This is a genomic window from Sulfolobus tengchongensis (assembly GCF_036967215.1).
In the GTDB taxonomy this organism is placed as follows: Archaea; Thermoproteota; Thermoprotei_A; order Sulfolobales; family Sulfolobaceae; genus Saccharolobus; species Saccharolobus tengchongensis_A.
Window position 1 is genome coordinate 2,582,760 of record NZ_CP146016.1, and the last position, 26,564, is coordinate 2,609,323.

General features: G+C 34.0%; 33 protein-coding genes. 14 read left to right on the plus strand and 19 right to left on the minus strand.

Going from position 1 to position 26,564, the window contains the following annotated elements:
* The first annotated feature begins 22 nt into the window (after positions 1 to 22).
* Genes V6M85_RS12845 through V6M85_RS12855 form a run of 3 tightly spaced genes read left to right on the plus strand, consistent with a single transcriptional unit; the run spans position 23 to position 1,649 of the window.
* Positions 23 to 670, plus strand: a complete 648-nt coding sequence (locus V6M85_RS12845; protein WP_338600875.1) for a phosphate transport regulator — start codon at positions 23 to 25, stop codon at positions 668 to 670.
* Positions 671 to 1,219 carry a tRNA-intron lyase gene (gene endA, locus V6M85_RS12850; protein WP_338600878.1) on the plus strand — a complete coding sequence of 183 codons (549 nt, stop codon included), beginning with the start codon at positions 671 to 673 and terminating at the stop codon, positions 1,217 to 1,219.
* Between the two features lie 40 nt (positions 1,220 to 1,259).
* Entirely contained in the window at positions 1,260 to 1,649 is a 390-nt protein-coding gene (locus V6M85_RS12855; RefSeq protein WP_338600880.1) for a hypothetical protein, read from the plus strand.
* 49 nt (positions 1,650 to 1,698) lie between these two features.
* On the opposite strand, the gene V6M85_RS12860 is transcribed toward V6M85_RS12855, so the two are convergent.
* Complete coding sequence (locus V6M85_RS12860; protein WP_338600882.1) at positions 1,699 to 2,316, minus strand: UbiX family flavin prenyltransferase; 618 nt, start codon at positions 2,314 to 2,316, stop codon at positions 1,699 to 1,701.
* Positions 2,317 to 2,547: 231 nt separating this feature from the next.
* On the opposite strand from V6M85_RS12860, the gene V6M85_RS12870 reads away from it, so the two are divergent.
* From V6M85_RS12870 to V6M85_RS12895, 6 genes are all read left to right on the plus strand, one after another.
* On the plus strand, positions 2,548 to 3,351 hold the full coding sequence (locus tag V6M85_RS12870; protein WP_338600888.1) for a sulfide-dependent adenosine diphosphate thiazole synthase: 804 nt from the start codon (positions 2,548 to 2,550) through the stop codon (positions 3,349 to 3,351).
* A gap of 67 nt (positions 3,352 to 3,418) precedes the next feature.
* On the plus strand, positions 3,419 to 3,781 hold the full coding sequence (locus V6M85_RS12875; protein ID WP_338600890.1) for a 30S ribosomal protein S24e: 363 nt from the start codon (positions 3,419 to 3,421) through the stop codon (positions 3,779 to 3,781).
* On the plus strand, positions 3,723 to 3,950 hold the full coding sequence (locus tag V6M85_RS12880; protein WP_338600892.1) for a 30S ribosomal protein S27ae: 228 nt from the start codon (positions 3,723 to 3,725) through the stop codon (positions 3,948 to 3,950). Before V6M85_RS12875 ends, V6M85_RS12880 begins: the two co-directional genes overlap by 59 nt.
* A 2-nt stretch (positions 3,951 to 3,952) precedes the next feature.
* The gene (kae1, locus tag V6M85_RS12885) at positions 3,953 to 4,948 is read left to right on the plus strand and encodes a KEOPS complex N(6)-L-threonylcarbamoyladenine synthase Kae1 (RefSeq protein WP_338600895.1); all 996 of its coding nucleotides are present in this window, start codon (positions 3,953 to 3,955) and stop codon (positions 4,946 to 4,948) included.
* Positions 4,936 to 5,604 carry a Kae1-associated kinase Bud32 gene (locus V6M85_RS12890; RefSeq protein WP_338600897.1) on the plus strand — a complete coding sequence of 223 codons (669 nt, stop codon included), beginning with the start codon at positions 4,936 to 4,938 and terminating at the stop codon, positions 5,602 to 5,604. Before kae1 ends, V6M85_RS12890 begins: the two co-directional genes overlap by 13 nt.
* The gene (locus V6M85_RS12895; RefSeq protein WP_338600899.1) at positions 5,567 to 6,148 is read left to right on the plus strand and encodes an XTP/dITP diphosphatase; all 582 of its coding nucleotides are present in this window, start codon (positions 5,567 to 5,569) and stop codon (positions 6,146 to 6,148) included. Before V6M85_RS12890 ends, V6M85_RS12895 begins: the two co-directional genes overlap by 38 nt.
* Positions 6,149 to 6,210: 62 nt before the next feature.
* On the opposite strand, the gene V6M85_RS12900 is transcribed toward V6M85_RS12895, so the two are convergent.
* Positions 6,211 to 7,191 (minus strand): aldo/keto reductase, encoded by a 981-nt coding sequence (locus tag V6M85_RS12900; RefSeq protein WP_338600902.1) that lies wholly within the window; start codon positions 7,189 to 7,191, stop codon positions 6,211 to 6,213.
* Positions 7,192 to 7,248: 57 nt separating this feature from the next.
* Here V6M85_RS12900 and V6M85_RS12905 point away from each other — a divergent pair, with 57 nt between their 5' ends.
* Positions 7,249 to 7,578, plus strand: coding sequence for a hypothetical protein (locus tag V6M85_RS12905; protein ID WP_338600904.1), 330 nt, complete (start codon positions 7,249 to 7,251; stop codon positions 7,576 to 7,578).
* Here the strand turns inward: V6M85_RS12905 and V6M85_RS12910 are convergent.
* The 5 genes from V6M85_RS12910 to V6M85_RS12930 all read right to left on the minus strand — a co-directional run bounded on the left by V6M85_RS12910 (position 7,558) and on the right by V6M85_RS12930 (position 10,714).
* Positions 7,558 to 8,538, minus strand: a complete 981-nt coding sequence (locus V6M85_RS12910) for a V-type ATPase subunit (RefSeq protein WP_338600906.1) — start codon at positions 8,536 to 8,538, stop codon at positions 7,558 to 7,560. The two genes, V6M85_RS12905 and V6M85_RS12910, sit on opposite strands and share 21 nt — an antisense overlap.
* Positions 8,535 to 8,867, minus strand: a complete 333-nt coding sequence (locus tag V6M85_RS12915; protein WP_338600909.1) for a hypothetical protein — start codon at positions 8,865 to 8,867, stop codon at positions 8,535 to 8,537. The genes V6M85_RS12910 and V6M85_RS12915 overlap by 4 nt, the downstream gene beginning before the upstream one ends.
* A gap of 24 nt (positions 8,868 to 8,891) precedes the next feature.
* Complete coding sequence (locus tag V6M85_RS12920; RefSeq protein WP_338600911.1) at positions 8,892 to 9,662, minus strand: tRNA (adenine-N1)-methyltransferase; 771 nt, start codon at positions 9,660 to 9,662, stop codon at positions 8,892 to 8,894.
* A 124-nt stretch (positions 9,663 to 9,786) separates the two neighbouring features.
* Complete coding sequence (locus V6M85_RS12925) at positions 9,787 to 9,939, minus strand: ribbon-helix-helix domain-containing protein (RefSeq protein WP_069282328.1); 153 nt, start codon at positions 9,937 to 9,939, stop codon at positions 9,787 to 9,789.
* A gap of 43 nt (positions 9,940 to 9,982) precedes the next feature.
* The gene (locus V6M85_RS12930) at positions 9,983 to 10,714 is read right to left on the minus strand and encodes a TrmB family transcriptional regulator (RefSeq protein ID WP_338600922.1); all 732 of its coding nucleotides are present in this window, start codon (positions 10,712 to 10,714) and stop codon (positions 9,983 to 9,985) included.
* Between the two features lie 47 nt (positions 10,715 to 10,761).
* Here V6M85_RS12930 and V6M85_RS12935 point away from each other — a divergent pair, with 47 nt between their 5' ends.
* Positions 10,762 to 11,094, plus strand: coding sequence for a 30S ribosomal protein S25e (locus V6M85_RS12935; protein ID WP_338600925.1), 333 nt, complete (start codon positions 10,762 to 10,764; stop codon positions 11,092 to 11,094).
* A 5-nt stretch (positions 11,095 to 11,099) separates the two neighbouring features.
* Here the strand turns inward: V6M85_RS12935 and V6M85_RS12940 are convergent, their stop codons facing one another.
* Positions 11,100 to 11,975, minus strand: a complete 876-nt coding sequence (locus V6M85_RS12940; RefSeq protein WP_338600928.1) for a carbon-nitrogen hydrolase family protein — start codon at positions 11,973 to 11,975, stop codon at positions 11,100 to 11,102.
* Between the two features lie 15 nt (positions 11,976 to 11,990).
* Positions 11,991 to 15,731, minus strand: coding sequence for a reverse gyrase (gene rgy, locus V6M85_RS12945; protein WP_338600931.1), 3,741 nt, complete (start codon positions 15,729 to 15,731; stop codon positions 11,991 to 11,993).
* A gap of 63 nt (positions 15,732 to 15,794) precedes the next feature.
* On the opposite strand from rgy, the gene V6M85_RS12950 reads away from it, so the two are divergent.
* Both V6M85_RS12950 and V6M85_RS12955 read left to right on the plus strand, forming a co-directional pair.
* Complete coding sequence (locus V6M85_RS12950) at positions 15,795 to 18,035, plus strand: CDC48 family AAA ATPase (protein ID WP_338600933.1); 2,241 nt, start codon at positions 15,795 to 15,797, stop codon at positions 18,033 to 18,035.
* Complete coding sequence (locus tag V6M85_RS12955) at positions 18,032 to 19,276, plus strand: 2,3-bisphosphoglycerate-independent phosphoglycerate mutase (protein ID WP_338600935.1); 1,245 nt, start codon at positions 18,032 to 18,034, stop codon at positions 19,274 to 19,276. The genes V6M85_RS12950 and V6M85_RS12955 overlap by 4 nt, the downstream gene beginning before the upstream one ends.
* A gap of 55 nt (positions 19,277 to 19,331) precedes the next feature.
* Here the strand turns inward: V6M85_RS12955 and V6M85_RS12960 are convergent, their stop codons facing one another.
* From V6M85_RS12960 to V6M85_RS12985, 6 genes are read right to left on the minus strand one after another with little or no spacing between them, the layout of a single operon-like run.
* Positions 19,332 to 19,874, minus strand: a complete 543-nt coding sequence (locus V6M85_RS12960; protein ID WP_338600938.1) for a GTP-dependent dephospho-CoA kinase family protein — start codon at positions 19,872 to 19,874, stop codon at positions 19,332 to 19,334.
* Entirely contained in the window at positions 19,847 to 20,047 is a 201-nt protein-coding gene (gene spt4 / locus V6M85_RS12965; RefSeq protein WP_338600941.1) for a transcription elongation factor subunit Spt4, read from the minus strand. The genes V6M85_RS12960 and spt4 overlap by 28 nt, the downstream gene beginning before the upstream one ends.
* Before the next feature lie 7 nt (positions 20,048 to 20,054).
* The gene (locus tag V6M85_RS12970) at positions 20,055 to 20,597 is read right to left on the minus strand and encodes a DNA-directed RNA polymerase (protein WP_338600944.1); all 543 of its coding nucleotides are present in this window, start codon (positions 20,595 to 20,597) and stop codon (positions 20,055 to 20,057) included.
* A gap of 3 nt (positions 20,598 to 20,600) precedes the next feature.
* Complete coding sequence (locus V6M85_RS12975) at positions 20,601 to 21,023, minus strand: PIN domain-containing protein (RefSeq protein WP_338600946.1); 423 nt, start codon at positions 21,021 to 21,023, stop codon at positions 20,601 to 20,603.
* Positions 21,002 to 22,249 carry a translation initiation factor IF-2 subunit gamma gene (locus tag V6M85_RS12980; protein ID WP_338600948.1) on the minus strand — a complete coding sequence of 416 codons (1,248 nt, stop codon included), beginning with the start codon at positions 22,247 to 22,249 and terminating at the stop codon, positions 21,002 to 21,004. The genes V6M85_RS12975 and V6M85_RS12980 overlap by 22 nt, the downstream gene beginning before the upstream one ends.
* Before the next feature lie 8 nt (positions 22,250 to 22,257).
* Positions 22,258 to 22,902 (minus strand): 30S ribosomal protein S6e, encoded by a 645-nt coding sequence (locus V6M85_RS12985; protein ID WP_338600951.1) that lies wholly within the window; start codon positions 22,900 to 22,902, stop codon positions 22,258 to 22,260.
* A 79-nt stretch (positions 22,903 to 22,981) separates the two neighbouring features.
* Here V6M85_RS12985 and V6M85_RS12990 point away from each other — a divergent pair, with 79 nt between their 5' ends.
* The gene (locus V6M85_RS12990) at positions 22,982 to 23,368 is read left to right on the plus strand and encodes a CbiX/SirB N-terminal domain-containing protein (RefSeq protein ID WP_338600953.1); all 387 of its coding nucleotides are present in this window, start codon (positions 22,982 to 22,984) and stop codon (positions 23,366 to 23,368) included.
* Here V6M85_RS12990 and V6M85_RS12995 read toward each other — a convergent pair.
* From V6M85_RS12995 to pcn, 4 genes are read right to left on the minus strand one after another with little or no spacing between them, the layout of a single operon-like run.
* A complete protein-coding gene (locus V6M85_RS12995; protein WP_338600955.1) occupies positions 23,365 to 23,823 on the minus strand; it encodes a 30S ribosomal protein S15 in 459 nt (152 codons plus the stop codon). The genes V6M85_RS12990 and V6M85_RS12995 overlap by 4 nt on opposite strands.
* A gap of 26 nt (positions 23,824 to 23,849) precedes the next feature.
* Positions 23,850 to 24,848 (minus strand): methionine synthase, encoded by a 999-nt coding sequence (locus V6M85_RS13000; protein WP_338600958.1) that lies wholly within the window; start codon positions 24,846 to 24,848, stop codon positions 23,850 to 23,852.
* Positions 24,841 to 25,827 carry a hypothetical protein gene (locus tag V6M85_RS13005; protein WP_338600960.1) on the minus strand — a complete coding sequence of 329 codons (987 nt, stop codon included), beginning with the start codon at positions 25,825 to 25,827 and terminating at the stop codon, positions 24,841 to 24,843. Before V6M85_RS13005 ends, V6M85_RS13000 begins: the two co-directional genes overlap by 8 nt.
* Positions 25,827 to 26,564, minus strand: coding sequence for a proliferating cell nuclear antigen (pcna) (gene pcn / locus V6M85_RS13010; protein ID WP_338600962.1), 738 nt, complete (start codon positions 26,562 to 26,564; stop codon positions 25,827 to 25,829). Before pcn ends, V6M85_RS13005 begins: the two co-directional genes overlap by 1 nt.

The following is a 26,564-nucleotide window of genomic DNA, read 5'->3' on the forward strand; positions in this document are numbered from 1 at the left end:
TTAACGAGTCTTTTAAATCACAATGAGTGAAGGAATTGCAACACTTACAATAGAAGAGCAACTTCAACAGATATCATTAAAATTACTAGATGAAATTAGGGTTTTATATGAATTCTTATCTAATAATAATAGTATCAATGCTAATGCAATGCAAGTTTACTCTAAGGTAAACGGTATAAAGAATGAGATAGAGACAAGCAAATATAGATTGGGTGAATATATTTTTAAAATAAGAGAGGGTTTATTGGATAAGGATTTATACGTAGATATTTTAAATAATTTAGAGAAAGTCGCACAAAATTTGGATGCCGCCGCGTATAGATTAGGTGTAATTTTCGCAAAACAATTAGTTATTGATGACGTAGTTAATAGGTTGCTAATAGTAATTTGCGAGAAAATCATAGCATCTCTTACACATTTTATAGAAGCACTGAGACTCCTTTCTTTAAATCCTAAGAACTCTTATGAAAATGCTCACAATGTGATAAAAATAGAGCAGGAAATTGATGAGCTTTACAGAAGTTTAGAGTTAACATTATTTGAGAAGAAAATAGTTGATTTTACCTATGTTATGTTACTTAAAGATATAGCTGATAGATTAGAAGATAGTGAAGATTTATTGAAAAATTCGGCTGATAACATAACTTACATAGCGTATGAGAGGATGTAGATGATAAGAGCCTTGTTAGTAGGCTCAAAAGTAGTAGTCCCTGATGTAGATGATTCAAGATACCTGTATTCAAGTGGTTTTTACGGCAAGCCTATAGGTATTTCTAAGCCTAAGTCACCCAAAGATATTACCAGGCCTCTAGAATTGTCATTAATTGAGAGTGTGTACTTAACTAAAAAAGGATTAATCAGTGTCGTAGATAAAAATGGCGAAACTATAGAATATTCAAAATTATATGAATATAGCTCGAAATTAATATCGAAATTCGATATAGTATATAAAGTTTATGAAGATTTACGGGAAAGGGGATTTATAGTCAGATCTGGAATAAAATATGGAGCTGACTTTGCAGTATACACATTAGGTCCTGGTCTAGAACACGCACCTTACGTAGTTATAGCTGTAGACATTGATGAAGAGCTATCTCCTCACGAGCTATTAAGCTTTGGGAGAGTTTCTCACAGCACAAGAAAAAGATTATTATTGGGACTAGTTGACCGTAAAGTAGGTAGTGTAAGATACATAATGTTTAAATGGGTCAAAATGTAACATTTATATGATTGTGTAAAGTTTTGGGGGTTCAAGTAATTTGAAGAATGGAAATAGAGGCTTTGAAAGACAGCCCTCCTTTAGTGATGATCAGAAACCAATGCCTTTAGGAGATAAATGTAATTATTTATGCCCATATTTTAGATGCAATAAAAGAGCATTACTGATCCAAGTAAAGTACGCCAAAGGTAATCCATATAAGGTTGGCTACTGTAGATGGGTAGGAGATGTTTGTATAACTGGTGAATGTCAATACGCTTATTGTGAGAAAAGAGCTTTACTACCTGGCAATAAATGTGCTTTTGCGATAAATAAAAAAACTGATAAAGAGAATGAAATTGAAAAAGAACTTGAAAAAGAAGATTATGATGATAAAATGAAAGAGATAATATCTAAAAAATTTGGTAAGAAAGGATTAGACATATTATGATGACAATATTTTTAGAACGTTTACTTCAAACATAAACTTAACATTTCTTTTACCCTTTCCATCTTTTATATATATCATGTTCTATACCTAATAGATCTAGGGCCTTACCAACTATAAAATTGACCATATCATCTATGCTTTTTGGTAAGATATAGAATGCAGGAGAAGCTGGCATTATTATTGCACCTAATCTAGCTAACTTTAGTGCATTTTCAAGTTCTATTGCACCCAAGGGGGTTTCCCTAATTACTAATACTATTTTCTTGTTTGTTCTAATGAAATTCAGAGCTGTTCTAGATATTAAATTGGATCCTATTCCATTTGCAATTTGTGCAAGTGTTTTAATACTACACGGAATAATAATCATACCTTTCGCAGTAACAGTAAAGCTTGAGCTAGAAGGCGATGCTTCAATTTGACTTTGAGTATAAATATACGAAGAATATTTCTTTATCTCTTCCAACAAATTTAAGCCAAGTTCTTTTTGTGCAACTTTTTCTGCACTTTTAGATATTATGACATGTGTTTCATAACCAAGTTTATTTAAAACCATAACTGTTCTTATACCATATATACTTCCACTAGCTCCGCTTATTCCTATAATAACCCTTTCTGTTTTTTGCCTCCAGCCTTTTGCTCCTGTTTCCTCAGCCAATCCGCTAACCATTGCTGATAGCACCTATTACTACAAAATACCCACGGCTTATTATTACAACATGTTTTAACTACTATAGGATTTTCTTTTATTATCGTACCACACCAATTACATTTCAGCGTAACTGTATTAGTATTTAATTGTAATGGCATGAGTATCCCTATTAAAGCTATTACTAAAAAACATTATTGTTGTCTACCATTATAAAAGTTAATTTATAAGTTAGTTATATCAGTTAAGTATATGGAAGTTAAAATTAAGCAAGTGGATGAAGTAAGAATAAGCCGATACATAATTAAAGAGACAATGGAAGATTGGTATCAATTCGTAGATTCTGACGTTGTAATAGTTGGAGCGGGACCTTCAGGATTAACTGCTGCTTATTATCTGGCTAAAGCTGGATTGAAAACACTATTATTTGAAAGAAGGTTAAGTTTCGGTGGAGGGATAGGCGGAGGTGCAATGTTATTCCATAAACTAGTTATAGAAAAGCCTGCCGATGAAATCTTAAGAGAAGTTAATATAAGATTAAAGGAAGTTGAAGATGGAGTATATATAGTTGATTCCGCAGAATTTATGGCAAAATTGGCTTCTGCTGCTATTGACGCCGGTGCCAAAATAATCCACGGCGTTACTGTAGATGACGTAATATTTAGAGAAAATCCGTTACGAGTAGCAGGTGTGGCAGTTGAGTGGACAGCGACACAAATGGCTAGCCTACACGTAGATCCAATATTTATTGCAGCAAAGGCTGTTGTTGACGCCACTGGTCATGACGCTGAAGTAATTTCGGTAGCTGCGAGAAAAATACCAGAGCTAGGAATAGTTATACCAGGCGAGAAATCAGCCTATAGTGAAAAAGCTGAAGAATTAGTAGTAATGAATACTGGAAAAGTTGCCGAGGGGTTATATGTAACTGGTATGGCTGTGGCTGAAGTTAAAGGGTTACCTAGAATGGGGCCAATATTTGGAGCTATGGTGCTTTCCGGCAAAGCCGTTGCGGAAGAAATAATTAAAGACGTTCTGAAGAGCACAATAAAGGCGTAAGATTACGATAGTACTTAAAAACAGTAAACCTTAAATTGATACGTATTTTTAAAAATGGTGAGTTAGAATGTCTTCTCAAACAAAAGTGAAGATCTCGGATAAGGCTGAGGGAGTTGTAGAAAGAGATGTACAAAATAATGTTATAGGTAGGCGTGAAATCACGTTGAAAGTTTATCATATGGGAAGTGGGACTCCATCAAGAAAAGATATAATAAAAGCTATAGTACAGACATTTGGCGTTCAAGATAACGTAGTAGTAGTAAAAAAAGTGTCCACAAATTACGGAGCTGGAATAAGCAATGTAAAACTACATATTTATAATTCTCGTGATATTTTAGAGAAGATTGAGCCAAAATATTTATTAGATAGAGATGCAGGAACTAAAGAAAAGAAAGGAGGAAGTAAAGGTGGCCAAGGAGCAAAAGGTTAAGGCGATTGTAAGAACATATTACATCATAGAAGGGGGCAAAATAAAATTAAAAAATAAAAAATGCTCGAAATGTGGAAGTATAATGGCGCATCATATGAAACCGTATGAAAGATGGGCATGCGGAAAATGCGGTTACACTGAGTTTATAGGTGGTTCTAAGAAAAGATGAATATGCTAGTGCTTGGTATAGAATCAACTGCCCATACTTTTGGGGTAGGAATAGTAAAAGATGAACCCCCATACATACTTGCTAATGAAAGAGACACTTTTATTCCTAAAGAAGGAGGAATGAAACCAGGAGATTTGTTACGACATCATGCTGAAGTGTCATCAATAGTATTGAAAAGAGCTCTAGAAAAAGCTGGAGTAAAAATTAACGATATCGATTATATAGCAGTAGCATTAGGACCGGGAATGGGGCCTGCGTTAAGAGTTGGGGCTACATTAGCAAGAGCACTGGCATTAAAATACAATAAAAAGTTGGTACCTGTTAACCATGGAATAGGACATATAGAAATCGGATATTTGACTACCGGAGCTAAAGATCCATTAACTCTTTATCTCTCCGGTGGAAATACGATCATAACAACATTTTACAAGGGAAGATTTAGAGTTTTTGGTGAAACATTAGATATTGCATTAGGGAATATGATGGACGTTTTTGTGAGAGAAGTAAAACTTGCACCACCCTATATTGTAAATGGAAAACATATCATTGATATTTGTGCAGAAAAAGGAGATAAGTTGCTGAATTTACCGTATGTAGTAAAAGGCCAAGATATGTCATTCTCAGGTTTATTAACGGCATCATTAAGATTAGTGGGCAAGGAAAAATTAGAGGATATATGTTTTTCCATAAGAGAAATAGCATTCGATATGTTATTAGAGGCTACGGAAAGAGCATTAGCACTTACTTCAAAGAGAGAATTGTTAATAGTTGGTGGAGTAGCTGCAAGTGTAAGCTTAAGAAGGAAACTAGGAGAGCTAGAAAGGGAGTGGAATATTAAAGTTGAGATAGTACCGCCAGAATTTGCTGGAGATAATGGAGCTATGATAGCTTACGCCGGGATGCTCGCAGCTTCTAGAGGAGTTTTCATAGATGTTGACAAGTCGTATGTGAGACCAAGATGGAGAATAGATGAGGTAGACATTCCTTGGAGAAGTTAAAATTAATCAAGCGTGGAGCCGAGTCTAACATATATGAAGGATACTTCTTAGGTATTCATGCTATATTTAAGCAAAGAATTAAAAAAAGTTATAGACATTCAGAATTGGATCGCAAGATAAATTATGAAAGAACTATACTAGAGGCTAAGATAATTTATACAGCACTTAAGAACGGTATAAATGTGCCCGCTGTGCTCTTTATTGATCCAGATAATTATCTCTTAGTTTTAGAGTACATAGAGGGCAACATTGTAAAAGATGTTCTAAGCACTTCTACCAATTCCTCTCTTATCAAAGACATAGGAAGAAGGATAGGGGAACTCACAGGAAAGTTACATAACATAGGAGTAGCGCATGGAGATCTTACAACAAATAACTTAATTTTAAACTCGTCCAACGATATTTTCATAATAGATTTCGGATTGTCAAAAAGAACTCATGATAAAGAAGATCTAGCTACTGATGTACATGTATTCTTAAGATCCTTAGAGAGCGTGCATTCTGACTTTAAGGAGATCATATATGATTCATTTATTGAGGGTTACAGGGAAATTATGAAGGATAAGACTGATGAAATATTAGAGCTTGTAAAAGATATAAGAATGAGGGGAAGATACGTTGAGGAAAGACGTAAAAATAGGCTTAGTAACAAGTAATGAAAATAAGTTTATCGAATTAAAGGAGATAGCTAGAAAGTTTAATATAGAGCTTGAACTTTTAAAGGGAGAGAAAGTCGAAATACAGAGTAATAATTTAGAGGAGATTTCTAAGACATCTGCTTATTTAGCTTATTTGACTTTTAAGCAACCACTAATTGTAGATGACAGCGGATTATTCATAGAAGCCCTAAATAACTTTCCGGGACCTTATACTAGTTACGTCAAAAATACTATTGGCCTTAAGGGTATCCTAAAATTACTTGAGGGTGTTAAAAATAGGTCAGCATATTTTGTTACAGTACTAACATTTATCGATGGAAAGACTATTAGAACCTTCGAAGGAAGGATAAAAGGAGTTATTTCTGAAGAAATGAGGGGTAATTTTGGTTTCGGATTCGATCCAATTTTTATCCCAGAAGGAGAAAGTAGAACGTTTGCAGAAATGACCCTAGAAGAGAAAAATAAGTATTCACACAGATCTAAAGCTTTCGCAAAATTTGCAGATTTCTTGAATAGTTACTTGGAGAATATTGAGAGTTAAAACGCATGAAGGAATTCTTCCGGATAATTTCTTATAAAATACACTTTGAATACTATGATGATTCATTTATACCTTAAGGTTTCCTTAATGCTTTCGTCATTTAGATCCTCATAGAACTTCTTATAATAATCCTCTATGAATTGTAAATCTTCATTAGCAAGCTCTGGTAAATTTTCAACCTTAATGTACTCCTCTAGTTCTTTTATGGAAGCTATATTGGGAACTACTGAGGAAACGTTTTTGTTGGATAATACAAATTTTAATGCTAGTTCAGATAGTTTAAGCCCCTTAGTAGATGCGAATTCTTTTAATTTTAAGCTCCTTCTTACTGCTTCATTAAGCCATCTGGTATCTTTTAACGATCTATGAAGTTTAGGATCTGAAAATAATGGCCACTTGTCCTCAATAAGCACGTCAGAGGCGTGTGGCACTCTTATTATGTGCCCTATTTTATCGTACTTTAAGAATTCATTTCCAGGTTTTTGTTCAATAATATTGTATATATATTCTAGGCTTTCATATCCCGTTTTTATCGCTTCTATACCCTCCTCTCCCCAGCCTAAAGTAGGGCCTAAGGCAACTCCGAAAGCTCTTATGACTCCATCCTTCTTCAATGACTTAAGAAAGGATAGAATTTCTGGATTCTTAATAATATTCATCTTAGGGTTATGTAACATTAGAATATCAATATAATCCGTTTTTAACCTTTCTAGAGATTTCTTTAAGGCAAACTCGAGATAAGGTATATCAAATCTCTGTTTCATTTTACCTCCTTCCTTATGGTAAAAGTCATATCCTATTTTTGTTAGAATCACTATATTATCTCTTTTACTTCCTAAAACTTTAGCAAGAATTTCCTCACCTTTACCTTCTCCGTACGTGTCTGCAGTATCATAAAAGTTAATCCCCAGTTCGTATGCTCTCTTTAGAATTTCTTCTGCCTTATTAATATCAGCGCCCCACCAATCAGTTACTAAACTCCAAACTCCTATTCCTATTTCCGATATCTCGATATTAGTATCACCCACGTGTCTGTAGAACATGTAATATCAACCATTATTATCATTGCATTTTAAATAATAAAAATAAAGGTGTAATTGATGTTAGTTAAAGTAAACGAAAAACAATTCGATAAGATTATTGACAAGCTAAAGATCCTAGTCTATGATTATAATAGTAAGATAAAAGAGTATGGTGTTTATTTAAAGCCTTATCATATAGTTTATAAAAATGGGAAAAAATATATTTATATTGGGAAATATTGGTACAAACTAGAGAAAATTGGAGGTAAACTAAAATGGATCTATTTAGGTAAAAATAAACCTATAGAAGATATGCCAAATCCACCACAAATCCCAACAATGACTATAATAAAAGAAGACAACGAGTACGTAATAGATGAAGAAATTTTATATAAGCTCGAAGGATGACATCTTTTTAATTTCTTCTTCCTTTAGCCTTAAGTTTTTAGCATTAGCTATGGTTATTATATCTTCCGTGTCTAGTCTTATTAATTCAGCTAATGCTAAAGCTAAAGATGGATTAAAAGGAGAACTCATGAAAACTAACTCGGAGTTCTTTCTAGCATTAACCCTAGAAAGTCTATATAAGCTGGCTAATGCTTCATGAACGTTATTTAAGGTAATCGTTTTTGAATATTGAGTTCTTCTTAAAATATCTAATGTTTCAGAATCGCTTGTTGAAGTGGAAAGATCTTTGAGTATTTCGCTTGTAATCTTGCAAACTGTATTTTCAACAGTCTTATGTTTGATAGCTAATGATATCGCATAATAGTCTTTATAGTAGCATATTATATTTTCCGCAGTGCTTTTCCAATCTCCTTTAAAACTTTCTATTATTTCCGATAATTTCTTTATAAAGTAAATATCAAGCAATGAGAGTAAGAAAGAGATATTCCTACCCTGCGACTCTTTGATGGCATATGAAAGAGCATTCGCATATATATTTCCTTTGAGACTATTTACTAGCTCATCGAGTGATGATGGAACTTGATCAAAATATTTCTTGAAAAATCTAATTTTTTTGGTATTACCATTAGCAGTACTGTTAACTATACTAACTATTATGTTTTTTAGTTCATCTAAGGAGAGCGCGTATAAGTATAGGTCAACTATATTATAGGTTATTCTAAAAATCGAGAAATAGTTTCTGATCTTCTCAAGTAAGGTAATTGCACGACTTTTTAGAATAAATTCAAAATCTTCTATACTTGCAGGTTGTTCCTCAATTATCCCCCTTTCTTTCAATAATGAGGCTATATTATTCCAGCTTTCACTAGTAATTAACTCATTAACTAGACCTTTCGTTAACAATGAGACCTTTTGTGTTCTGGAAACTGAGTGAATAAAGGAAAGAATTGCATAACTCATTTAAACGCACCTAATAATTGCCTTATAACTTCATCTGCAGCCTTATCAAGATTCTTTTCAGCTTCTTTCCTTATTTCGTTCAATTGTTTCTCTCTCTCTGACATGTATTTATTTCGTATCTCGTCCAATTGTTTCCTTTTCTCCTCATCTAGCAACTTCTGTATTTCACTTATTGATTTCTCAGCTGCTGCTCTTAATTCAGAGACATACGAATCAGAAAGAGTGATTAACCTTTTACTATCATCTGCTATTCCTCTTTTTATTCTCTTAATCTCTTCCTCAAACTCTATTATTGCTTTTGAGTACGCGTTGAACTTAACTTCACTCATCAAATATACTCCGTAAGAAGTATCTTATATTGGTTTTCTTCCTCTAATAATAAAACCCGTGTGCATTATGCCCACATTTTTAGGCCTTACTGCGTTCTCTTTAACTTGATATTCTCTCAGCATAAGTTCTTCCACATGTATGTCTATGACTCCAGAATTCCTCATAGCGAAATATGTTTTCTCTATTTGGTTTACTGTGGGTACAAATACAACTATTGTTGCAGACGGATTTAGCGAATCTAATATCTTAGGTATTACATTCCAAGGATCTGGCATATCTAAAAATGCCCCATCTAATTCCTTTTCCTCTACGCCTTCTCTAACATCTTTAAGTTTAAATACTATCTTATCTTGAACTCCCAATACGTTTGCGTTAAATTTAGCTATTTTTTGCATATCTTCCCTAATATCATATGTATAAATCTTGGCGTCACTACCTAAACTTAGAGCTAGTGAAATTGTTAAAAATCCTGATCCAGTTCCTGCTTCAAGCACTCTCTTAACTTGACTTAGTGAAATTGTAGTCAAAATGTATCCTATATCTTTGGGATAAAGAACTTGTGACGGTCTTTTAAGTCCCTTATAATATAAATCATGTATCGTAGGTTTTAACAAATATGCCTTTATACCAGTTTGTAAATCTAATGAACTCCCATACTCTAAGCCTATTATCTTATCGTGAAATATAATGCCTTTATCAGTCTCTATTCTCTTACCTTTCTCCAATTTAGTAAGATAGACCCTTTTTGGATCTAACCAAATTACTACTGGATCTCCCTCGTTTAATGGCATCATATAATAGGAAAAGTGGTAAATTAAGTATCTTTCCCCTTACGATAAAAAAATTATTTTTATAGATTCAAAAACATCAGCTTTGGTGTCTTATTTCATTATTGTCAAAAATACCAGCCCTCATCATTCACTCTTCTGTAGTTACCCATAGTTCTTTCCGTATAAAATCACCTATTGCTGCTCTTATGACTTCACTTCTAGAACTATATCTTCCCGTATTAACTAATTCATCTATCGCTTCTAGAAACTGTTCTGGTAGTTTTACCGTTATTATTTTCATAGAAACTCAAATAGCATAGTTAATTTTATAACATTTATAAGAGTTAGCCCGGCAATGTTGACCATAAATGATTAAAATATACAGTGCCAATATCAATGAGATATCTGTGATTTGAAAATAAGCCAGTCAGATTTTCGTTATTCTTAATAATTAAGAGAATCGAATCTGAGGTTATTATTCCGCTTCCAAATAAAGATTGTGCACGCTTAATCTGGGCTGATGTAATTTCCGGTATATCCAAGCTCTTATCAATAATTATCCTTGTCTCAGCCTTAAGGGAATTTGCTTTTAATATATCTACAATCTCATTCCTTATGAGTTCTCTATATGAGATTGCTACCAAATACATTTTACTATAGTCCTTTAGTAACCTTAATGCATTATCTATTATATTGTCTCTTGGTATAACTACAATATTATATAATGTACTAGAGGAAAATACATTAGATATTGGTTCAATAAACTGTTTTTCAAATTCATTGATTTTTTCCTGGAAAGTATTCTTAATCTTGTTCCAAACATCTCTTAATGGAATAGCCTCATAAACAGCAGGTCTTTTGTCTATTTTTATAACCCATCCTCTTCCTTCAAGTTTAGATAATATATTGTACACCTTAGTATAGGGCATACTTAATTTATCTGAAACCTCTTTAGCGGTAGCTCTACCATATATTAGGAGATATGAATACACTTTAAGTTCTGATTTTGATATTCCAAACACTGAGGCAAATTTAGATACTCTGCTTATGGTTTCCTCTATTAATTCAAATGACATCTATAATTTATTAGGTAGAATCAGAATTTTAAAAATAGTGACTAAGATTGGGTGGAGCATCAAAGAAACCCATCTCAACTATGGAAAAAAGATTAAAGAAGGAAGCTGAAAAACAGCAGAAGGCCGAAGAAAAGAAGAAAGGGCCTTCGAAAACCGGAAAAGAAGTTATCAGTAGAGCAGTAACAGTGGATGAAGAGACTAAAAAGAGAGTGCTAGATGAAATTAAAAAGGAGAGTATCATAACTCCTTATACATTAGCTACTAAATCTGGAATAAGCATAAGCGTAGCTAAGAAAATATTGAAAGAATTAGAAAATCAAAATATAGTAAAATTGTATTCTAAAAATAGAAGATTAGAAATATATGTAGCTGCATCTTAAAACCACTACTCTTCCTCAGTTACGGAAGTAGTTGATCTCCTTTTTGCCTCTCCTTTAATCTTTTTTACGCCCTTACATAAACCGTTTATTATCGGTTCTAAATAAGTCAATGATGCTTGTTTTGTCCCTGATGATACTAATATAGAACTCTCAACGAGAAGTATACTATCATCTTCTTCAGCTTCCTTGCTTATTAGGTTCTCTGGAGATGTTATGAAAGTAGGTGAATATCCTATTATCTCCCCCTCTTCATCTTCTATACTTTCTCCAACAACTAGATAAGGTATCCCGTTCTCTACCGTTCTTGCTATTGCAAGATGCTTTATAACTTGTTGTTCTTTTCCTAATGCTTTCATAGTTCCAATAATTATCTCTGAACCACCCATGGCCAAAAGTCTACTTATTTCAGGAGAAAATATATCATCCTCAGCTATGATGCCATATCTCTTATCTAGAACTACATTAACTGGTTCTTTTCCAGCCGATATACCTAATCTTATATCTTTTTCAGATAGTATAGTTTTCCTATATTTTCCTATAATCTCGCCTTGAGGAGATATTATAAGAGATGTGAGAAATATTTTAGGACCTGCTTGTTCTAAAATTGGTCCAACTATTACATGGACTTCCCCATCCATAGCTAAATTTATAAGAACGTCAGTATTGTTACCAGGAATTTTCTCTGCCAGATTCTTAATAAAACTCCTTAATTTCTTGTCATTATCATATATTTCAAAGATATTTCCAGATGGAAACAATGACGGTAAAATAACTAATTTTGCACCTTTTTCCTTTGCCTGCTTTATTAATTTTTTAGCCTTCTCCAAATTATGTTTTCTTGACAGTTCTTTAAGTCTTAGATGAACTAATGCTATAAGCATAAACTTTTCACCAGCTTAACTAATTGTTTGTATTTCATTATATAACTCTTTTAGGACATCTAAGTAATCAACTTTACCTTCCTCAATTTCATTCATTTTAAGTAATAGTTCCACAGTCCTATTCTCATCCACTACCTGCCTATAATTGTTAATAAGATAATCTCTAACCTCTTTACCTAACTTAGTTGGCACTATTTTCTTTAAGTTTCTAGATTCTATCACATATCTCCTTTTCTTTAAAGTAGATATTATAGTTGCGTATGTACTCGGTCTTCCGATTTGTTTACGTTTCATCTCACTTACCAACTCTCCTTCAGTATATAACTGTACCTCACTTTTGCTTAGTGTTCTAACTATCTTCGCAGGAAAAACTTGACCTTTTATATCTTCATTTAAAGGAGAGGAAATCCTAAATGGGAAATATATTGCCTCTTGTAACATTTGTTTAAATTCATCTCCTTCTTTTAGTTTATATCCGATAATTAATTCTTTTTCTTTCTCATTTAACTCTAATTCACTGTTATCATCACTATAAGCTTTTATCTTAATTACCTGCTTCGTTATTGTTAAGGGCGGTAATTGACTCGTAATAAATCTTCTAAATATTAAATTATAAACCCTAAAATGATTAAATGTCAGCTGTTTAGAAAGCTCTAGATCTCCTTGTTCTATCGCCGCTTTTAACATTGTCTCATCTAAAGGTTTAGTTGGTCTTATAGCCTCGTGCGCACCTCCCTCTCCCCAGGTTCTAGGTCTAAATACCCTAGATACATCAATTTGCCTTGACTTTAGATAGCTTTCAGCAATGCTTATACCTACATTCGATATTCTAGTGCTATCAGTTCTATGATATGTAATTAAACCCAGTTCGAAAAGATCTTGAGCTATTTTCATCGTTTCAGCTGACGAAATTCTTAAAAGATTCGCAGCATCCGTTAATAACGTATCCGTAGTATAAGGGGGTAAGGGACCAAAGTCCTCTTCTCTTGTTTCTATATTCTCAATTAATACATTTATATTACTTCCTTTCGAAATATTTATATCATTTCTCTTTAGTGCTAATAAATTTAACTGTAAACCGACTTTATTTTCTTGACCCGATACTTCTATTACGAAGTATCTTTTCTTTTTATTCTTATAATCCTCATATCTCCTAACCACCCAATCTAGCACTGGGGTCTGAACTCTACCAGCGCTTAAATTACGATTCTCATCATCGCATCTATCAAGTTCATATTTCCTGCAATACACCTCTCTCCAAAAGTCAGTTTGTAATTTTTTAGATAATTTAAACCCTATCCATCTATCTTCTATTCTTCTGACTATCTGAGCTTTAATCAAATTATTGCTGAATTCCCTAGGATTTTGTATCGCATTAAGTATAGCTCTTCTAGTAACTTCATGAAACTCTGCCCTTCTTATATTACTATTAAATGGTCGTAATGCTAAGTATATATCCCAAGCAATTTTTTCTCCTTCAGTATCTGGATCAGTACCTATTAGAACTTCGTCAGCTTCTAGAGCAAGTTCCCTCAATATACTAACTATCTCAGTCTTATCCATAACTATTGGTGAACCGCAAATGGGGCATCTATTCTCCACTAAATCCATAACTATTTGATGACCATTGCTACATCTCTTTATAGTGGAATAGATTGGGATATACTTGTTATCTTCGATCAAGACACCATAAACATTCTTACCAATACCTTTCTCTTCTTCTTTTTTCTCTTCAGCTATTAAATCATAAATATGTCCACCACTTGCAGCAACAATTAAGATTCTATCACCAAGTACTGTCTCATATACTTTAACCTTACCATAAGATCTTGAAGAAGGCTTAGAGAAGAAATTGGAAATCGTTTTAGCCTTATTAGGAGATTCCACTATAAACAGTGTGGTTTTAACTTTAAGTGTAGATGGTTCCACATGTCCTTCCTTCTTAAATTTCCTTACGTTTTCTCTTTCTTCCGCTATTCTCATAATAATATTGTCTAAGTTTTCATGTCCTAATTCATTTGTCTCAAGATTTAATGGATTCCATCTTATCTCATCCAAAATTAGATTTAACTTCTTATCGAGTATTTCGAATAATCTAAAATTATCTATAAATAATACCGAGAGACCAGTGGTCAAATTTGCACCATATAATCTCGAAGTTCTTCCACTAGCTTGAACATATGTCAGATAATCCGGCATTAGAATATAATCGCCTTGTACCACTACATCCCCAACTACAGATATCCTTTGTAAAAGATCATTATCCTTTAGATATTCATTAACTAATTTATACGCCTCTTTTAGCATCTCATCCTCGATCCTTCCTTCTTTTATATCTCTAGCTAACATGGCTAACGCTGACGGACTCATTCTTCTTAATTTTCTACGTATATAACCTAAGAGTTTCTTTATTTTGTCATCATTTTTGACTAGGTATATTAAACTTAGTATTCTGGTTAATGCTAATGGATGCATATTTTCGCCGATTTTGAATTTGAATTTAGGTATCCCTACGAATACTGCATACTTTACCCTCCAAGGTATGTCAATTCCCCTAACTAGAACTCCGTAATGGGTTGCCACTCCGACTAAGACATTTATTTCTCCTTTCTCAAACTTCTCTAACTTAGATATGGAGGAAGATGTTATAGCTTCTGCATTAATATTATACTCTTTTAATATTGAGGCTAATTTTTCTGCGTAAGCTATACCTTTATCAATTGGTACATAAATCAAGGTGCCATCATTAAGTCGTTTAATTAGCCTAATTAACGTGTCAAGAACACATTCTTCACCTACTTGGTTCTTACAGATTTGAGTTAAATCAACGTAAGAGTCATAAATATTCCTTAAGTAAATTAGAGAACTGCCAGGCCTAAATCCCATAAGTGTAGAAAGAGTAGGATTTCCCCTACTTATTGTCGCTGAAGAAAAAACAACTACTTTATTTTTTAATCTAGCTTCTCTAATTTCTCGTATTTTTTCGAATTTCTCTTCATCTTGTATATTTTCTCTTAATAATTTCATAGTCTTCTGAATATCCTCATCCGTAAAACCAACTAACTGAAGTATCGCTTTTGCACTTTTACCAGATTTTAACGCGGCATCAACGTCGTCAACGAAAAAGAAATCAAAATTTACCTCAGACAAGTGTTGAAGGTTTTGAATCACATATCTACTAGTGGATATAAAAATATCAAAATCCCCGTTCTTAAGCTGTTTTAACACGTCCTCAGACTGAGTATTTGATGGTTTGTTATAAAGTATCCTCGGAGAAAATGAGTAGTTTTCCGAAAATTTAACAAGTCTACCGACAGTTTGTGAAATTAAAGTTCTAGTAGGAAAAACTATTATTGATTTTTTATTGAGAGTAGCATTATATAGGGACATTATTAGACCGAAAGTGGTCTTACCCAAACCAGGGGGGGCTATTATAGCAAAGCTCTCCCCCCTCAAGAATCTTATTATCCACGATCTTTGGGGGCCTATTGGTTTCGAATCGTTTAATACTTTTCTAAAGATTTCCTCAACTTTGCTATATTCTTTAAATATATTATATAATTTATTAAGTTTTTTTAGATTATTATTGGCATAAAGCGTTTCAATAAGTCCCGTTATACTATTAAACTCTCTTTCCTCTTTTAGGCAAATGTTACATACTGATCCGTTAAATAACCTTTCAGCTGTTATATCTCCTTCACAATTAGGACAAGATTTGCTATATATTGAAGGAGGAATCTCATTTAACTTTGTCAACTTCTCAATCTCGTATAGTTTTTATGAGTAAGACTTATTTTAAACGTTTCGGAAAAATGAATTATGTCTCAACAATTGAAATTCAGAGTTGTTGAAGCTAGGCAAAGAGATGTTGGCCGGAAGGTAGCTAGAATAACTGATTACGCAATGAGCAAGCTAGGTATTGAAAACGGAGATTACATAGAAATTACTGGACCATCTGGCTCCGCACTAGCCCAAGCACTAATAGGAGATGGTATTGGAGATAATGAGATAAGAATTGATGGATACATTAGAAGATCTATAGGAGTTGGTATTGGAGATGAAGTAACAGTAAAAAGAGCTCAAGTTCAAGATGGTACTAAAGTAATATTAGCACCTACACAACCAATATCATTTAGCCAGAGCTTCGTAGAATATGTAAAAGATTGGCTAATGGATAAACCATTAAGTAGAGGAGAAACAATTTCAGTACCTACTTACGTTGGATCCATAGACTTCGTTGTAGTATCTACTCAACCATCTTCCTCAATAAGAGTTACTGGAAGAACCTCATTAGAAATAAGACAGGAACCTGCAAAAGAAGCTGGAGCATTTCCAAAAGTGACTTGGGAAGATATAGGAGACCTAGAGGACGTTAAGGAAAAAATTAGAGAGATAGTCGAATTGCCTATGAGACATCCAGAAATTTTCCAACATTTAGGAATAGAACCTCCTAAAGGCATTCTATTATACGGACCACCAGGTGTTGGCAAAACTTTGCTTGCAAGAGCGTTAGCAAATGAAATTGGCGCTTACTTCACTTCGATTAACGGACCGGAAATAATGAGTAAATTTTATGGAGAAAGCGAGCAGAGATTAAGAGAGATATTTGAGGAAGCTGAGAAAAACGCTCCTGCTATAATATTTATAGATGAAATAGACGCAATAGCCCCAAAGAGAGAAGAAGTAACTGGAGAGGTTGAAAAAAGAGTTGTGGCACAGCTTCTCACACTAATGGATGGAATAAAGGGAAGAGGAAAGGTAATTGTGATAGGAGCAACTAATAGACCGGATGCAGTTGACCCAGCATTAAGGAGACCTGGAAGATTTGATAGAGAAATAGAAATTAGACCACCAGATGCAAAAGCTAGAAAAGAGATATTACAAGTTCATACTAGAAATATGCCCTTATCTGATGATGTTGACCTAGATAAGATAGCAGAACAAACACATGGTTATACTGGAGCTGATCTTGCAGCATTAGCAAGAGAAGCTGCAATGAACGCATTAAGAAGATTCATTAGAGATCGTAATATTAACCTAGAACAAGAACAAATACCAGTCGACGTATTGAAGGAATTGAAAGTGACTATGCAAGATTTTATCAACGCAATGAAATTCATACAACCTACATTGCTAAGAGAGGTTTACGTAGAAGTTCCAAAAGTGAAATGGGAAGATATAGGAGGTTTAGAAGAAGCAAAGCAGCAACTAAGAGAAGCGGTAGAATGGCCATTAAAGTTCCCAGAGATGTTTGAAAAATTAGGAATTAGGCCACCTAAGGGTATATTGTTATTTGGTCCGCCGGGAACTGGTAAGACTATGTTAGCAAAGGCCGTGGCGACAGAGAGTGGAGCAAACTTCATAGCAATAAGGGGACCAGAAATACTATCAAAATGGGTAGGAGAAAGTGAAAAAGCCGTAAGAGAAATATTCCGAAGAGCCAGACAAACTGCACCATGTGTAATATTCTTCGATGAGATAGACTCGATAGCCCCTATGAGAGGTTTTGCACACGATTCAGGCGTAACAGAAAGGATAGTAAATCAGTTACTAGCTGAAATGGACGGAATTCAACAATTAAATAGAGTAGTTGTAATAGCTGCAACGAATAGGCCAGACATACTAGATCCAGCGCTACTAAGACCTGGAAGATTTGATAGACTAATATATGTTCCTCCGCCTGATGAAAAGGCTAGGTTAGAAATACTTAAAATATATACAAAAACATTACCCATAGATTCTAATATAAACCTAGAAGAACTTGCAAAGAAACTTGAGGGTTATACGGGAGCTGATATAGAAGCGCTAACCAGAGAAGCTACAATGAAAGTGCTTAGACAAAAATACTATAAATGTATGGAGATTTCTAGAAGTCAATGTAAAGAAAATCCAGAGTGTATTGATAAATCAGTAAAGACTTGCATGAATAATATCGATATAAAGATTACAATGCAAGACTTTCTAGATACTATGAAAGTTGTAACGCCAAGTCTAAGTAAAGCTGACATTATGAGATATGAGAATATGGCGAAAGAGATTAAAAGGGCGGTAATAGGATGAAACAATATAAGATCCTTCTAGTTATTGCAGATGGTTTAGGAGATAGACCAGTAACTAAGCTTAATGGACTAACCCCATTAGAGGCTGCTAATAAACCAGCCATTACTGATCTGCTTAAAAGTTCGATAGTAGGTTTAATGGATCCAATATCGCCCGGTGTAATAGCGGGAAGTGACACTTCGCATTTGTCGATCTTTGGTTTAGATCCTCATATATATTATAGAGGGAGAGGAGCTTTCGAGGCACTAGGAGCTGGTGCCACGCTTAATCACGGAGATGTTGCATTTAGAGGAAATTTTGCTACTGTAAATGATGATTTTGTAGTAATTGATAGAAGAGCTGGAAGGAAATTGGAAGAGGGAGACGATCTCGTAAAGGAGTTAAACGAAAAGATTAAGGAAATTGATGGAGTAAAGGTTAAATTCTACAAGGGTACTGAACACAGAGTTGCAGTAGTATTATCTGGGAAAGGGATAAGTGACAAAATATCTGATACTGATCCACATTTTGAAGGTAATAAAGTACTGGAAAGCCGACCATTAGAGGATACAGTAGAGGCTAAGAGAACTGCTGAAATAGTTAACTTACTTACCCGTAAGATATACGATGTCTTAAATTCTTCCGATATAAACAAAAAGAGAATAGAACGAGGAGAAAAGCCTGCTAATATTGTACTAATGAGAGGAGCTGCTAATTACGTTAAATTACCACAATTTTCTAGTTACACTAAACTTAAAGCTGCAGCTGTCTCCGCTACTGCGCTAATAAAAGGAATATGTAGAGAACTTGGAATGAATGTGGTAACTCCACCTGGAGCTACTGGTGGCATCGATACTGATTATAATGCCAAGGCCAATGCTGCAATCGAGCTATTAAAGGAAAACGATTTCGTCTTTTTGCACATTAAGGCAACAGATGCTGCTTCTCATGATGGACTAATAGAGGAAAAAGTGAAGGCTATAGAGAGAATAGACAAGGTAATAGGCTCTATTGTCGATAAAATAGGAAGGGACAATCTAATAATCATGTTTACTGGAGATCATGCGACTCCAGTAGAGATTAAAGAACATACGGGAGACCCAGTTCCAGTTCTTCTCTATATACCTTATCCGGTAGTAAATGACATTGTTAAAGATTTTAATGAAAAAGAGGTTAGAAAAGGGAGTCTGAGAATAAGGGGATTGGACGTAATAAATATATTATTGAACTACTCTAATAGAGCAGAGAAATACGGAGCATAATATGATGAAGCTCGGAAGGTCAGAATTATTAATGAAGAACCTGCGCAGGTCTGACTTAACAAATTCCGATAGTTGTTTTTTCTAAAAGATCTTTAACTCTCCATCTTATCATCTCATTCACAATAATTACTACTGCGCCTGAGTTAGGTTGCCCATAAATTATTAAGTCACCATCATCAGAACCTAAAACAGCTGGAATTACCAATAGGTCCTCTTCTCCATCTACAAAAATTACTCCTCCATCTTTTTTTAATATATTCTTTATAAAGTCAAATAATTCCAATCTTATAACTCCAGCTTCATTTAATATTTTATATTCCTTAGACCTCGAAAGGGGATTATGTTGTTTAATAGTTCTCTTAGTTTTTCCATCAATAATCTCCAAAAAAGGATTTACATTATTTTCCTCTAAGATGTGACTTACATAATCTCCTACAGTTATTATCTTTGCCCCTAATCTTTTCGATTTGTATATGAAATTTAAAAATAAAGTGTTATTCACAAAGAGAATACCATATGGCCTAGAGAGCTCTCTTCTTATATTTAAATTATTAAAAATAAAACATAGATTTATTTTACTATTATCGCGTATCTCCACGGTTTACTAGCCTCTGTTATTTTTGCGATTTCTGACTCAGAATCTATGATAATAATTATTCCGTCCCAGTCATCTGTAAAGCTTGTCCCTCCGCATACCGGGCATACATCTTGGTCTGGCTGTACTAGGGCTTTACAGTTTTTACAAGCTTTAAAAATAGATTTCTTCGCCATTTCTGTATCACTTCTTAGTTTGAACTATCCATTCTATTTTACCAAGATATGGCTGTCTCATTGTTAATGCAATTCTAGGTAGTCTGCCAGTTGCAGTAGACGCTACACTTATAATCCTTGCTCTTACTTTATCGCCTTTTTGAATAATCTTCTTAGACTTTTCGCCTATTATTATTCCTCTTACGCTATCATATTTCAAAGTATCGTCTGTAATTTGGGAAATATGAACAAGACCATCCATTGCGCCAAGATTAACAAAAATACCATAGTTATCGACTTGAAGAACTTCACCTTCAATTACTTCTTGTACTACAGGAACATAGGTTAGCATTTCAAACTCAACTTCATGATAAGTTGCACCATCACCAAATACTAATGTCCCTTCTTCACTGGCTTTAACATTTAGTATAGCGAGCACTAGCCCTAAATCCTTAAATATCTTCTCTTGATACTGCTGTCTTAATTCATTTAAAGCAATCTCATCCAAAGGTTTTCCAAACTCGCTAGGCGGAATCCTCACTATGCTACGGGCTTTAATAAGTTTATACATACGTTAGATTGGATATAAGGATTTTATAATTTTACTCCTCTCTTTAAGAAATAAAACTCCTACACCATTTTTAATTGCTTTATTTTTTAATTCCTTATCATTAGTAAATATAAACATATTATGACTGATTGCAGTTCTTATTAATGCTTCGTCTGTAGGTAAATCTTCATAATCACTTATTAAACTCCACATATTTCTATATGTTTCTAGATATTTTTTTGCTATTCTCACCCTTGCAATAATAATAAAGCCTTTTTCATTCTTATTTGACAATATATCCAATTCTTTTAAAACCAAGGAATGAATGAAAAAATTTGGTTTATAATCAGTAAACTCGATCACTCTATTAAAAGGATCTAATCCATCATATATGTACAACAGAATGTTGGTATCTACTAGGATATTTAAATTTCTATTAACCCCCATCCTATCATTCTCCACCTACCAGCAATTTGCCTACTTATGACTGCTCTAATATTATTTGACCAAACTGCAACTGGCCTTCTTAATTCTACCTCGACCTCATCCCCCTTTACAGAAGTGACTACGCCTAAGGTTGTTGAAGAACCTATAGATAACATTAAGGTTTCCTTATTTTTTATAGGATCTACCTTCAGCATCTCCTTAACTCCAACTACACGTTCTAGCAAATTGTATTTTATCCTAATATTCCATAGGACAGGTACTTTAGCATCAGCTAAAGTCACAATATTACCGAGTAAATTATCAGCCTTAGTTAATGAAGGATCCAAATAGGTACCTATCGCAACAAGTCCACCCGGTTTTGCTTCATTAAATTCTTCATCTCCGAATCTTATTGAAGATATTTTAGTGAATATAGGTTCATAGGATACTTTACCTTGCTTTTCGACTCTTATACCAGGCAGTATTTTTATTTCTTGATCAACTTTAAATAATCCTTGTATAATACTCCCGCCTATAACGCCACCTTTTAGTTCATTAAACGATGTGCCTGGCTTATTGACATCGAAACTTCTTATGATAAGCATTATTGGCTGTTGTGAAAGATCCCTATAAGGAGTCTTAATATTGTTTTCGATTGATTCTATTAGTGCATCAATATTGACTTTATGAAGAGCACTTACTGGAATTATAGGTGCATTTTCAGCCCACGTGCCTTTTACAAATTGTTTTATTTCCCTATACTGCGCTAATGCGTCTTCTTTAGATACAACATCAACCTTATTTTGTACTATAACTAAATTCTTTACCCCAATTATTCCTAATGCTACGAAATGTTCTCTCGTCTGAGGTTGTGGGAAAGGCTCATTAGCAGCTACTACTAGGATTGCACCATCCATAAGTGCTGCTCCGGATAACATTGTAGCCATTAATACTTCATGACCCGGTGCGTCGATAAATGAAACTCTTCTAAGAAACTTAGGTTCTTCATCAGATCCACATGATTTGCAAGAAGGTTCTGTCACATACCCTTCGGGTTTTTTACAATTGTCACAGAGACCGATGCTAGCTTCTGCGTATCCTAATTTTATCGTCATACCTCTCTTTAATTCTTCAGAATGTTTTGATGTCCAAATCCCAGTTATAGCTTGGACTAGTGTAGTTTTACCGTGATCTACATGGCCAACTACACCTATGTTTACTTCTGGCTGAACCTTAGGCCAAGGCAAAAACTATTTCACCTTACTATTATAGTGTTTACTTGCACTATTTCTTGACTAATCATATTTCCTCTTATAGTTTTTCTTCTTCTTTCTCCATCCTCTTTAGGATGAAAACCAGGAGGTCCACTTATCAAAATTTTACGTTTAGCAGCACCAGTAACATCAAACCTCATGGGGAATCCAGAATTGTCAGATCCCCCAGTTATCTTTAACTTAAATGGTACTCCTAATATTTGGCTTGCATCGAACGTATCACCTATTTTTAGACCAATTAAATTTGTTGCTTTAGTTTGATCAACACTTATCTGAAATGTCTTAGTTCTGTATGCTATCGCTTCAAAGTCTTCTGCTCCAAATTTTTCTCCCATAGTTTTGCTTATCCAAATCTCATTATCTGGAACATTATTGTCTACCTCGACTCTAAAATGACCTTTCACCTTTACTTTTTTGTCACCCTCTTGCTTGGTTATTTCTATTGTAACTAATGTATCTAAATTAAGGGACTGCTTAGTTTTCTCATTCATTTTAGCTTGAGGTATTGCTTTTCCTTCTTTTTCCCCAGATATAGATTTAACTTGTTCATTTACTTTGACCTTAACTTTAGCTCTCTTAGGCTCTATAGACTGGGGATCTGAAATAACAATCTTGAAGTCCGGCATCTGAACAATGCCACCTTTTGTGTGGTATACTTAAAACAAATATATAAAATCGCATACTCATAACTCATCTGATATTCCCTTGCTAGGTGTTTTGTTAGTTTTGCATGGAAGTAAGATTCCAGAATGGAAAAACGTTGGAATTAAATATGCGGAATATTTATCTAAGCATTTTGACCTAGTGGAGTTTGGATTTCTAGAGTTTAATACGCCAACTCTGAGTGAAGCCCTTAACAACCTCCTAAATAAAGGTGCGGACAAGATAATAGTAGTCCCATTATTATTTGCAACTGGAACACATTTCAAGAGAGATATTCCTAAATTGCTAGGCATAAAAGAAGACAGTAAAAAAATACGATACCTCAATAGAGAAATCGAAATAATAATAGCAGATCCTTTAGGTTTTGATGAGAAAATAGGGGAGGTACTAGTTAAAAGAGTTCATGATGCTTATAACAAAAATACCTAACTTGCACCAGCTACTAATAATTCAGCTCTGGCAGGATCATAAATCCACTCTTGCGGGAGCTTATTAATGCTCTTATAATATCTAACTAAACGTCTGATTTTAGACTCGATTTCCTCTAGTCCTCTTTTTGCAGTTCTATCACGTGGATATTCATTTAGATGTCTTCTTACGTTTACAGCTTTTCTTATTAAATTGAAAAGATCCTCAGGTATTTGAGGAGCTAAGTTCCTCTCTTCTAATATCTTAGTAACTTTTTTACCTACTATTTGCTTAACTAGTGGAATTCCGTATTGATCTCTCAATATTATGCCAATCATTGAAGGAGAATATCCTCTTTTAGCAAGTTCCTCTACTAACATTTCTACTTCTTCTCTAGTTAACCTTACCCACTTAGGAGCACCAGCCCTAGCAGGTCTTATCGAGTGAGATTTTCCCCTGGCCCTTCTCTTATTCACACAGCTTCACCAAATTATTACTTAATCTAAGTTATACTATACCCTTTCTTTTTAAGTTCTTCTCTTACTATCTTCGTGCCCTCCACCATTGATACCAATTTTTGATATGCAATTTTTCTTGATAGCAATTTCAGTCCACAATCAGGATTTATCCATACTTTTTCTGGAGGGAAGTATTCTAAAATTTTATTTATATCACTTGCTACTTCTTCTGGTGTTTCAACCCTTCTATTATGCACATCTATTACACCGGCTCCAAGTTCTTTGTCAAAGCCATTCTTCTTTAGGAGTTCTAATGGTTTATAGTTGTATATTTTTAACGCAAAGTTAATTTGGTCAACTTTGATTTCATTCAAATATGGCGCCACTAAGCTATAATCGCCATAACATATATGCATAACTAACTTAGCGTTAATACCTTTAACTGCTTCGTTTAATGCTTCAACAGCCCACTTTACATCTTCTTTTCTAGTATGTAAAGCGGGTTCGTCTATTTGAATCACCTTAGCTCCAGCTTCTACTAGGTTTCTCATTTCTTGATTAATTATTTTCGCTAAATCAAAAGTAAGATCCCGTTTATTTTTATAGTATTCATTATAAGACCACTCTGCGATAGTATAGGGGCCAGTTATCGTAATCTTTAGATTATCAGTATATGAGACAGATCTGGCAAAGATATACTCATCGACTAACATTGGTCTGTTATACTCAATCTTTCTTACGACAGAAGGTTTTCTATAATACGCAGTACCCCAAACCCTTACTGGACCGTAAAACTTAAATCCTTTTATTCTTTCTGCAAAAAATTCTACCATTTCATCCCTTCTTACCTCCCCATCAGTAGGTACGTCGATTCCAGCTTTGTAATGATCGTAAAGTACAGTTATTACAGCATCATTAAACGCTTCTTGCAAATCCTCATCACTTATTTTACCGGCTTTATGAAGTCTTATTGCCTCTCTTAACCATTTGGGTCTAGGGTAACTTCCTATAACAGTTGTAGGAAGAAGGGGCAACTTACTCATTTGAATCCACCTTCTCTAATTTCTTTAAAAGCTTAAGTTTCTTTATAACAACTACCTCGGGAATAAAATCAAACAACGTGTTATTACCTACGATCACGTCCTGTGCTCCTTTTTGCTTGACCGAGTTAAGAACTCTAATTATTGTACTTAGTTTCTCCATTTTTGTGTTTCTGGCATTTAATAAACCTAAATAAACCTTCCTAGATGAGAAGTGCGAATATATCCTTGCGAGTTTCTTAATATTTTCTATTATATCAATGCCATAATAATCTATAGGCAAAGAGAACAATATATCTAGTCTCTTTGCGTTGTTTATCTCGAAATATGTTATTAGATGTTTTTCCAATTTTGTATTTGATAACATGTTTTTATAAACCTCTGGTAGTTTTTCAAGTATTTCGTTTTTTATGTTCTTACTAAAAATAGAAGGTTCATGAATTTCTATTACATCCGCAATATTTGAAATGTCATCCAATAATGAATTTACTACTGATGCATAATCCATCATAAGTTCTATGGGATTCTTGTAATATTCGTTAGAAGATAACGAATAGAATGTTAGAGGTCCCAGAATCACAGCCTTTAATTTTGAATTAAGGCCTATTTCTTCCTTAATTTTTCTGGAAAACTCTAAGTCCTTTATGTATTCATTGTTTTCTGCTTTCTTTCCCTCTATTTTCTCTCTAATTACGGGTTGTCTATAGTAGAAATTATTATCGAAAAACCTCTGCAATGCACCTTTCTCAATACCTTTAGTATAACCAAAAGTAACGTCAACTATATCATCCCATCTAAATAGGCCATTTGTTACGTAGTCTAGTCCTATATCCTTAGCTAGCTGAAATAGATTCTGTATGTTTTCTTTTAGATATTTCTCTAATTTTTCTTTATCTATTTTGCCCGTATTATACCATGAGATTGCTTTTCCCAACTTTGGATTTTTTGGAAAACTGCCCACTAAGGCCTTTTTTACATACATTATCCTACTTTTGGAGCTAGCAAATAAGTAACTTTCCCCCCTCCTTCCATATTAAAAGATAATTGGAGTGGCTTTTGGCTAGCAAATGAAACTTTAACTAAATCTGAGAGCTTAGTTAAAGATAATACATCATTTAAATACTCAGCAGAGTATGCGTTTTTCGCCTCCTTAGAGAAATCTAAATCTTGAAGACCACCAGTTTCCTTAGAAAATTCAACCTCAATCTTATTTTCACCTTCAGCCTTAATTAATATTTTATCTTCATGGCCTTCTATGATTACATTATCGCTCACAGCTGAAACTTCAGATATAGCGGACTTAAAGCCATCTGAAGAGATGGTCGCTGATACATCAAACTGAAGGTTAATTTCAGGTATTTCCTGCTCTGTTATTTCCAAATTTTTGATATTAAATTCCCTATTAGTACTGCCCAAGATATTTATTGTAACTTGATCTGGAGATTCGGTAATTATTTCTATTGCCTCTTTTCTTTTAGCTATTTTTAGTATTTTTGTAAGATATTGAGTATTAAATCCAAATTTAAACTCTTCGTTTACATCATATTCCCTAAACATTTCCTTAGGCAAATTTACAGTAATAAGAGAAATATGAGCCCTATCTAATGCAACTAATTCTACCCCCTCTGGTTTAAATTTTAGCGCAGCCTCATCAACTAGTTTAGCTAAAGTTTGTACAATATTTTTAAGATCCCTCACGTCCTCATAAACTACTTTCAT

What these genes read in the sequence shown, in the direction of transcription:
- V6M85_RS12970 (WP_338600944.1), bottom strand. Translation starts at nt 20,597, where the DNA reads ATGTATAAACTTATTAAAGCCCGTAGCATAGTGAGGATTCCGCCTAGC.
- V6M85_RS12860 (WP_338600882.1), bottom strand. Translation starts at nt 2,316, where the DNA reads ATGGTTAGCGGATTGGCTGAGGAAACAGGAGCAAAAGGCTGGAGGCAA.
- endA (WP_338600878.1), top strand. Translation starts at nt 671, where the DNA reads ATGATAAGAGCCTTGTTAGTAGGCTCAAAAGTAGTAGTCCCTGATGTA.
- V6M85_RS12950 (WP_338600933.1), top strand. Translation starts at nt 15,795, where the DNA reads ATGTCTCAACAATTGAAATTCAGAGTTGTTGAAGCTAGGCAAAGAGAT.
- V6M85_RS12880 (WP_338600892.1), top strand. Translation starts at nt 3,723, where the DNA reads ATGCAGGAACTAAAGAAAAGAAAGGAGGAAGTAAAGGTGGCCAAGGAG.
- V6M85_RS12920 (WP_338600911.1), bottom strand. Translation starts at nt 9,662, where the DNA reads ATGATGCCATTAAACGAGGGAGATCCAGTAGTAATTTGGTTAGATCCA.
- V6M85_RS12940 (WP_338600928.1), bottom strand. Translation starts at nt 11,975, where the DNA reads ATGCTTATAGCATTAGTTCATCTAAGACTTAAAGAACTGTCAAGAAAA.
- V6M85_RS13000 (WP_338600958.1), bottom strand. Translation starts at nt 24,848, where the DNA reads ATGAGTAAGTTGCCCCTTCTTCCTACAACTGTTATAGGAAGTTACCCT.
- V6M85_RS12900 (WP_338600902.1), bottom strand. Translation starts at nt 7,191, where the DNA reads ATGTTCTACAGACACGTGGGTGATACTAATATCGAGATATCGGAAATA.
- V6M85_RS12870 (WP_338600888.1), top strand. Translation starts at nt 2,548, where the DNA reads ATGGAAGTTAAAATTAAGCAAGTGGATGAAGTAAGAATAAGCCGATAC.
- V6M85_RS12955 (WP_338600935.1), top strand. Translation starts at nt 18,032, where the DNA reads ATGAAACAATATAAGATCCTTCTAGTTATTGCAGATGGTTTAGGAGAT.
- V6M85_RS12905 (WP_338600904.1), top strand. Translation starts at nt 7,249, where the DNA reads ATGTTAGTTAAAGTAAACGAAAAACAATTCGATAAGATTATTGACAAG.
- kae1 (WP_338600895.1), top strand. Translation starts at nt 3,953, where the DNA reads ATGCTAGTGCTTGGTATAGAATCAACTGCCCATACTTTTGGGGTAGGA.
- V6M85_RS12875 (WP_338600890.1), top strand. Translation starts at nt 3,419, where the DNA reads ATGTCTTCTCAAACAAAAGTGAAGATCTCGGATAAGGCTGAGGGAGTT.
- V6M85_RS12985 (WP_338600951.1), bottom strand. Translation starts at nt 22,902, where the DNA reads ATGCCGGACTTCAAGATTGTTATTTCAGATCCCCAGTCTATAGAGCCT.
- V6M85_RS12910 (WP_338600906.1), bottom strand. Translation starts at nt 8,538, where the DNA reads ATGAGTTATGCAATTCTTTCCTTTATTCACTCAGTTTCCAGAACACAA.
- V6M85_RS13005 (WP_338600960.1), bottom strand. Translation starts at nt 25,827, where the DNA reads ATGTATGTAAAAAAGGCCTTAGTGGGCAGTTTTCCAAAAAATCCAAAG.
- V6M85_RS12930 (WP_338600922.1), bottom strand. Translation starts at nt 10,714, where the DNA reads ATGTCATTTGAATTAATAGAGGAAACCATAAGCAGAGTATCTAAATTT.
- pcn (WP_338600962.1), bottom strand. Translation starts at nt 26,564, where the DNA reads ATGAAAGTAGTTTATGAGGACGTGAGGGATCTTAAAAATATTGTACAA.
- spt4 (WP_338600941.1), bottom strand. Translation starts at nt 20,047, where the DNA reads ATGGCGAAGAAATCTATTTTTAAAGCTTGTAAAAACTGTAAAGCCCTA.
- V6M85_RS12845 (WP_338600875.1), top strand. Translation starts at nt 23, where the DNA reads ATGAGTGAAGGAATTGCAACACTTACAATAGAAGAGCAACTTCAACAG.
- V6M85_RS12925 (WP_069282328.1), bottom strand. Translation starts at nt 9,939, where the DNA reads ATGAAAATAATAACGGTAAAACTACCAGAACAGTTTCTAGAAGCGATA.
- V6M85_RS12915 (WP_338600909.1), bottom strand. Translation starts at nt 8,867, where the DNA reads ATGAGTGAAGTTAAGTTCAACGCGTACTCAAAAGCAATAATAGAGTTT.
- V6M85_RS12975 (WP_338600946.1), bottom strand. Translation starts at nt 21,023, where the DNA reads ATGGGGGTTAATAGAAATTTAAATATCCTAGTAGATACCAACATTCTG.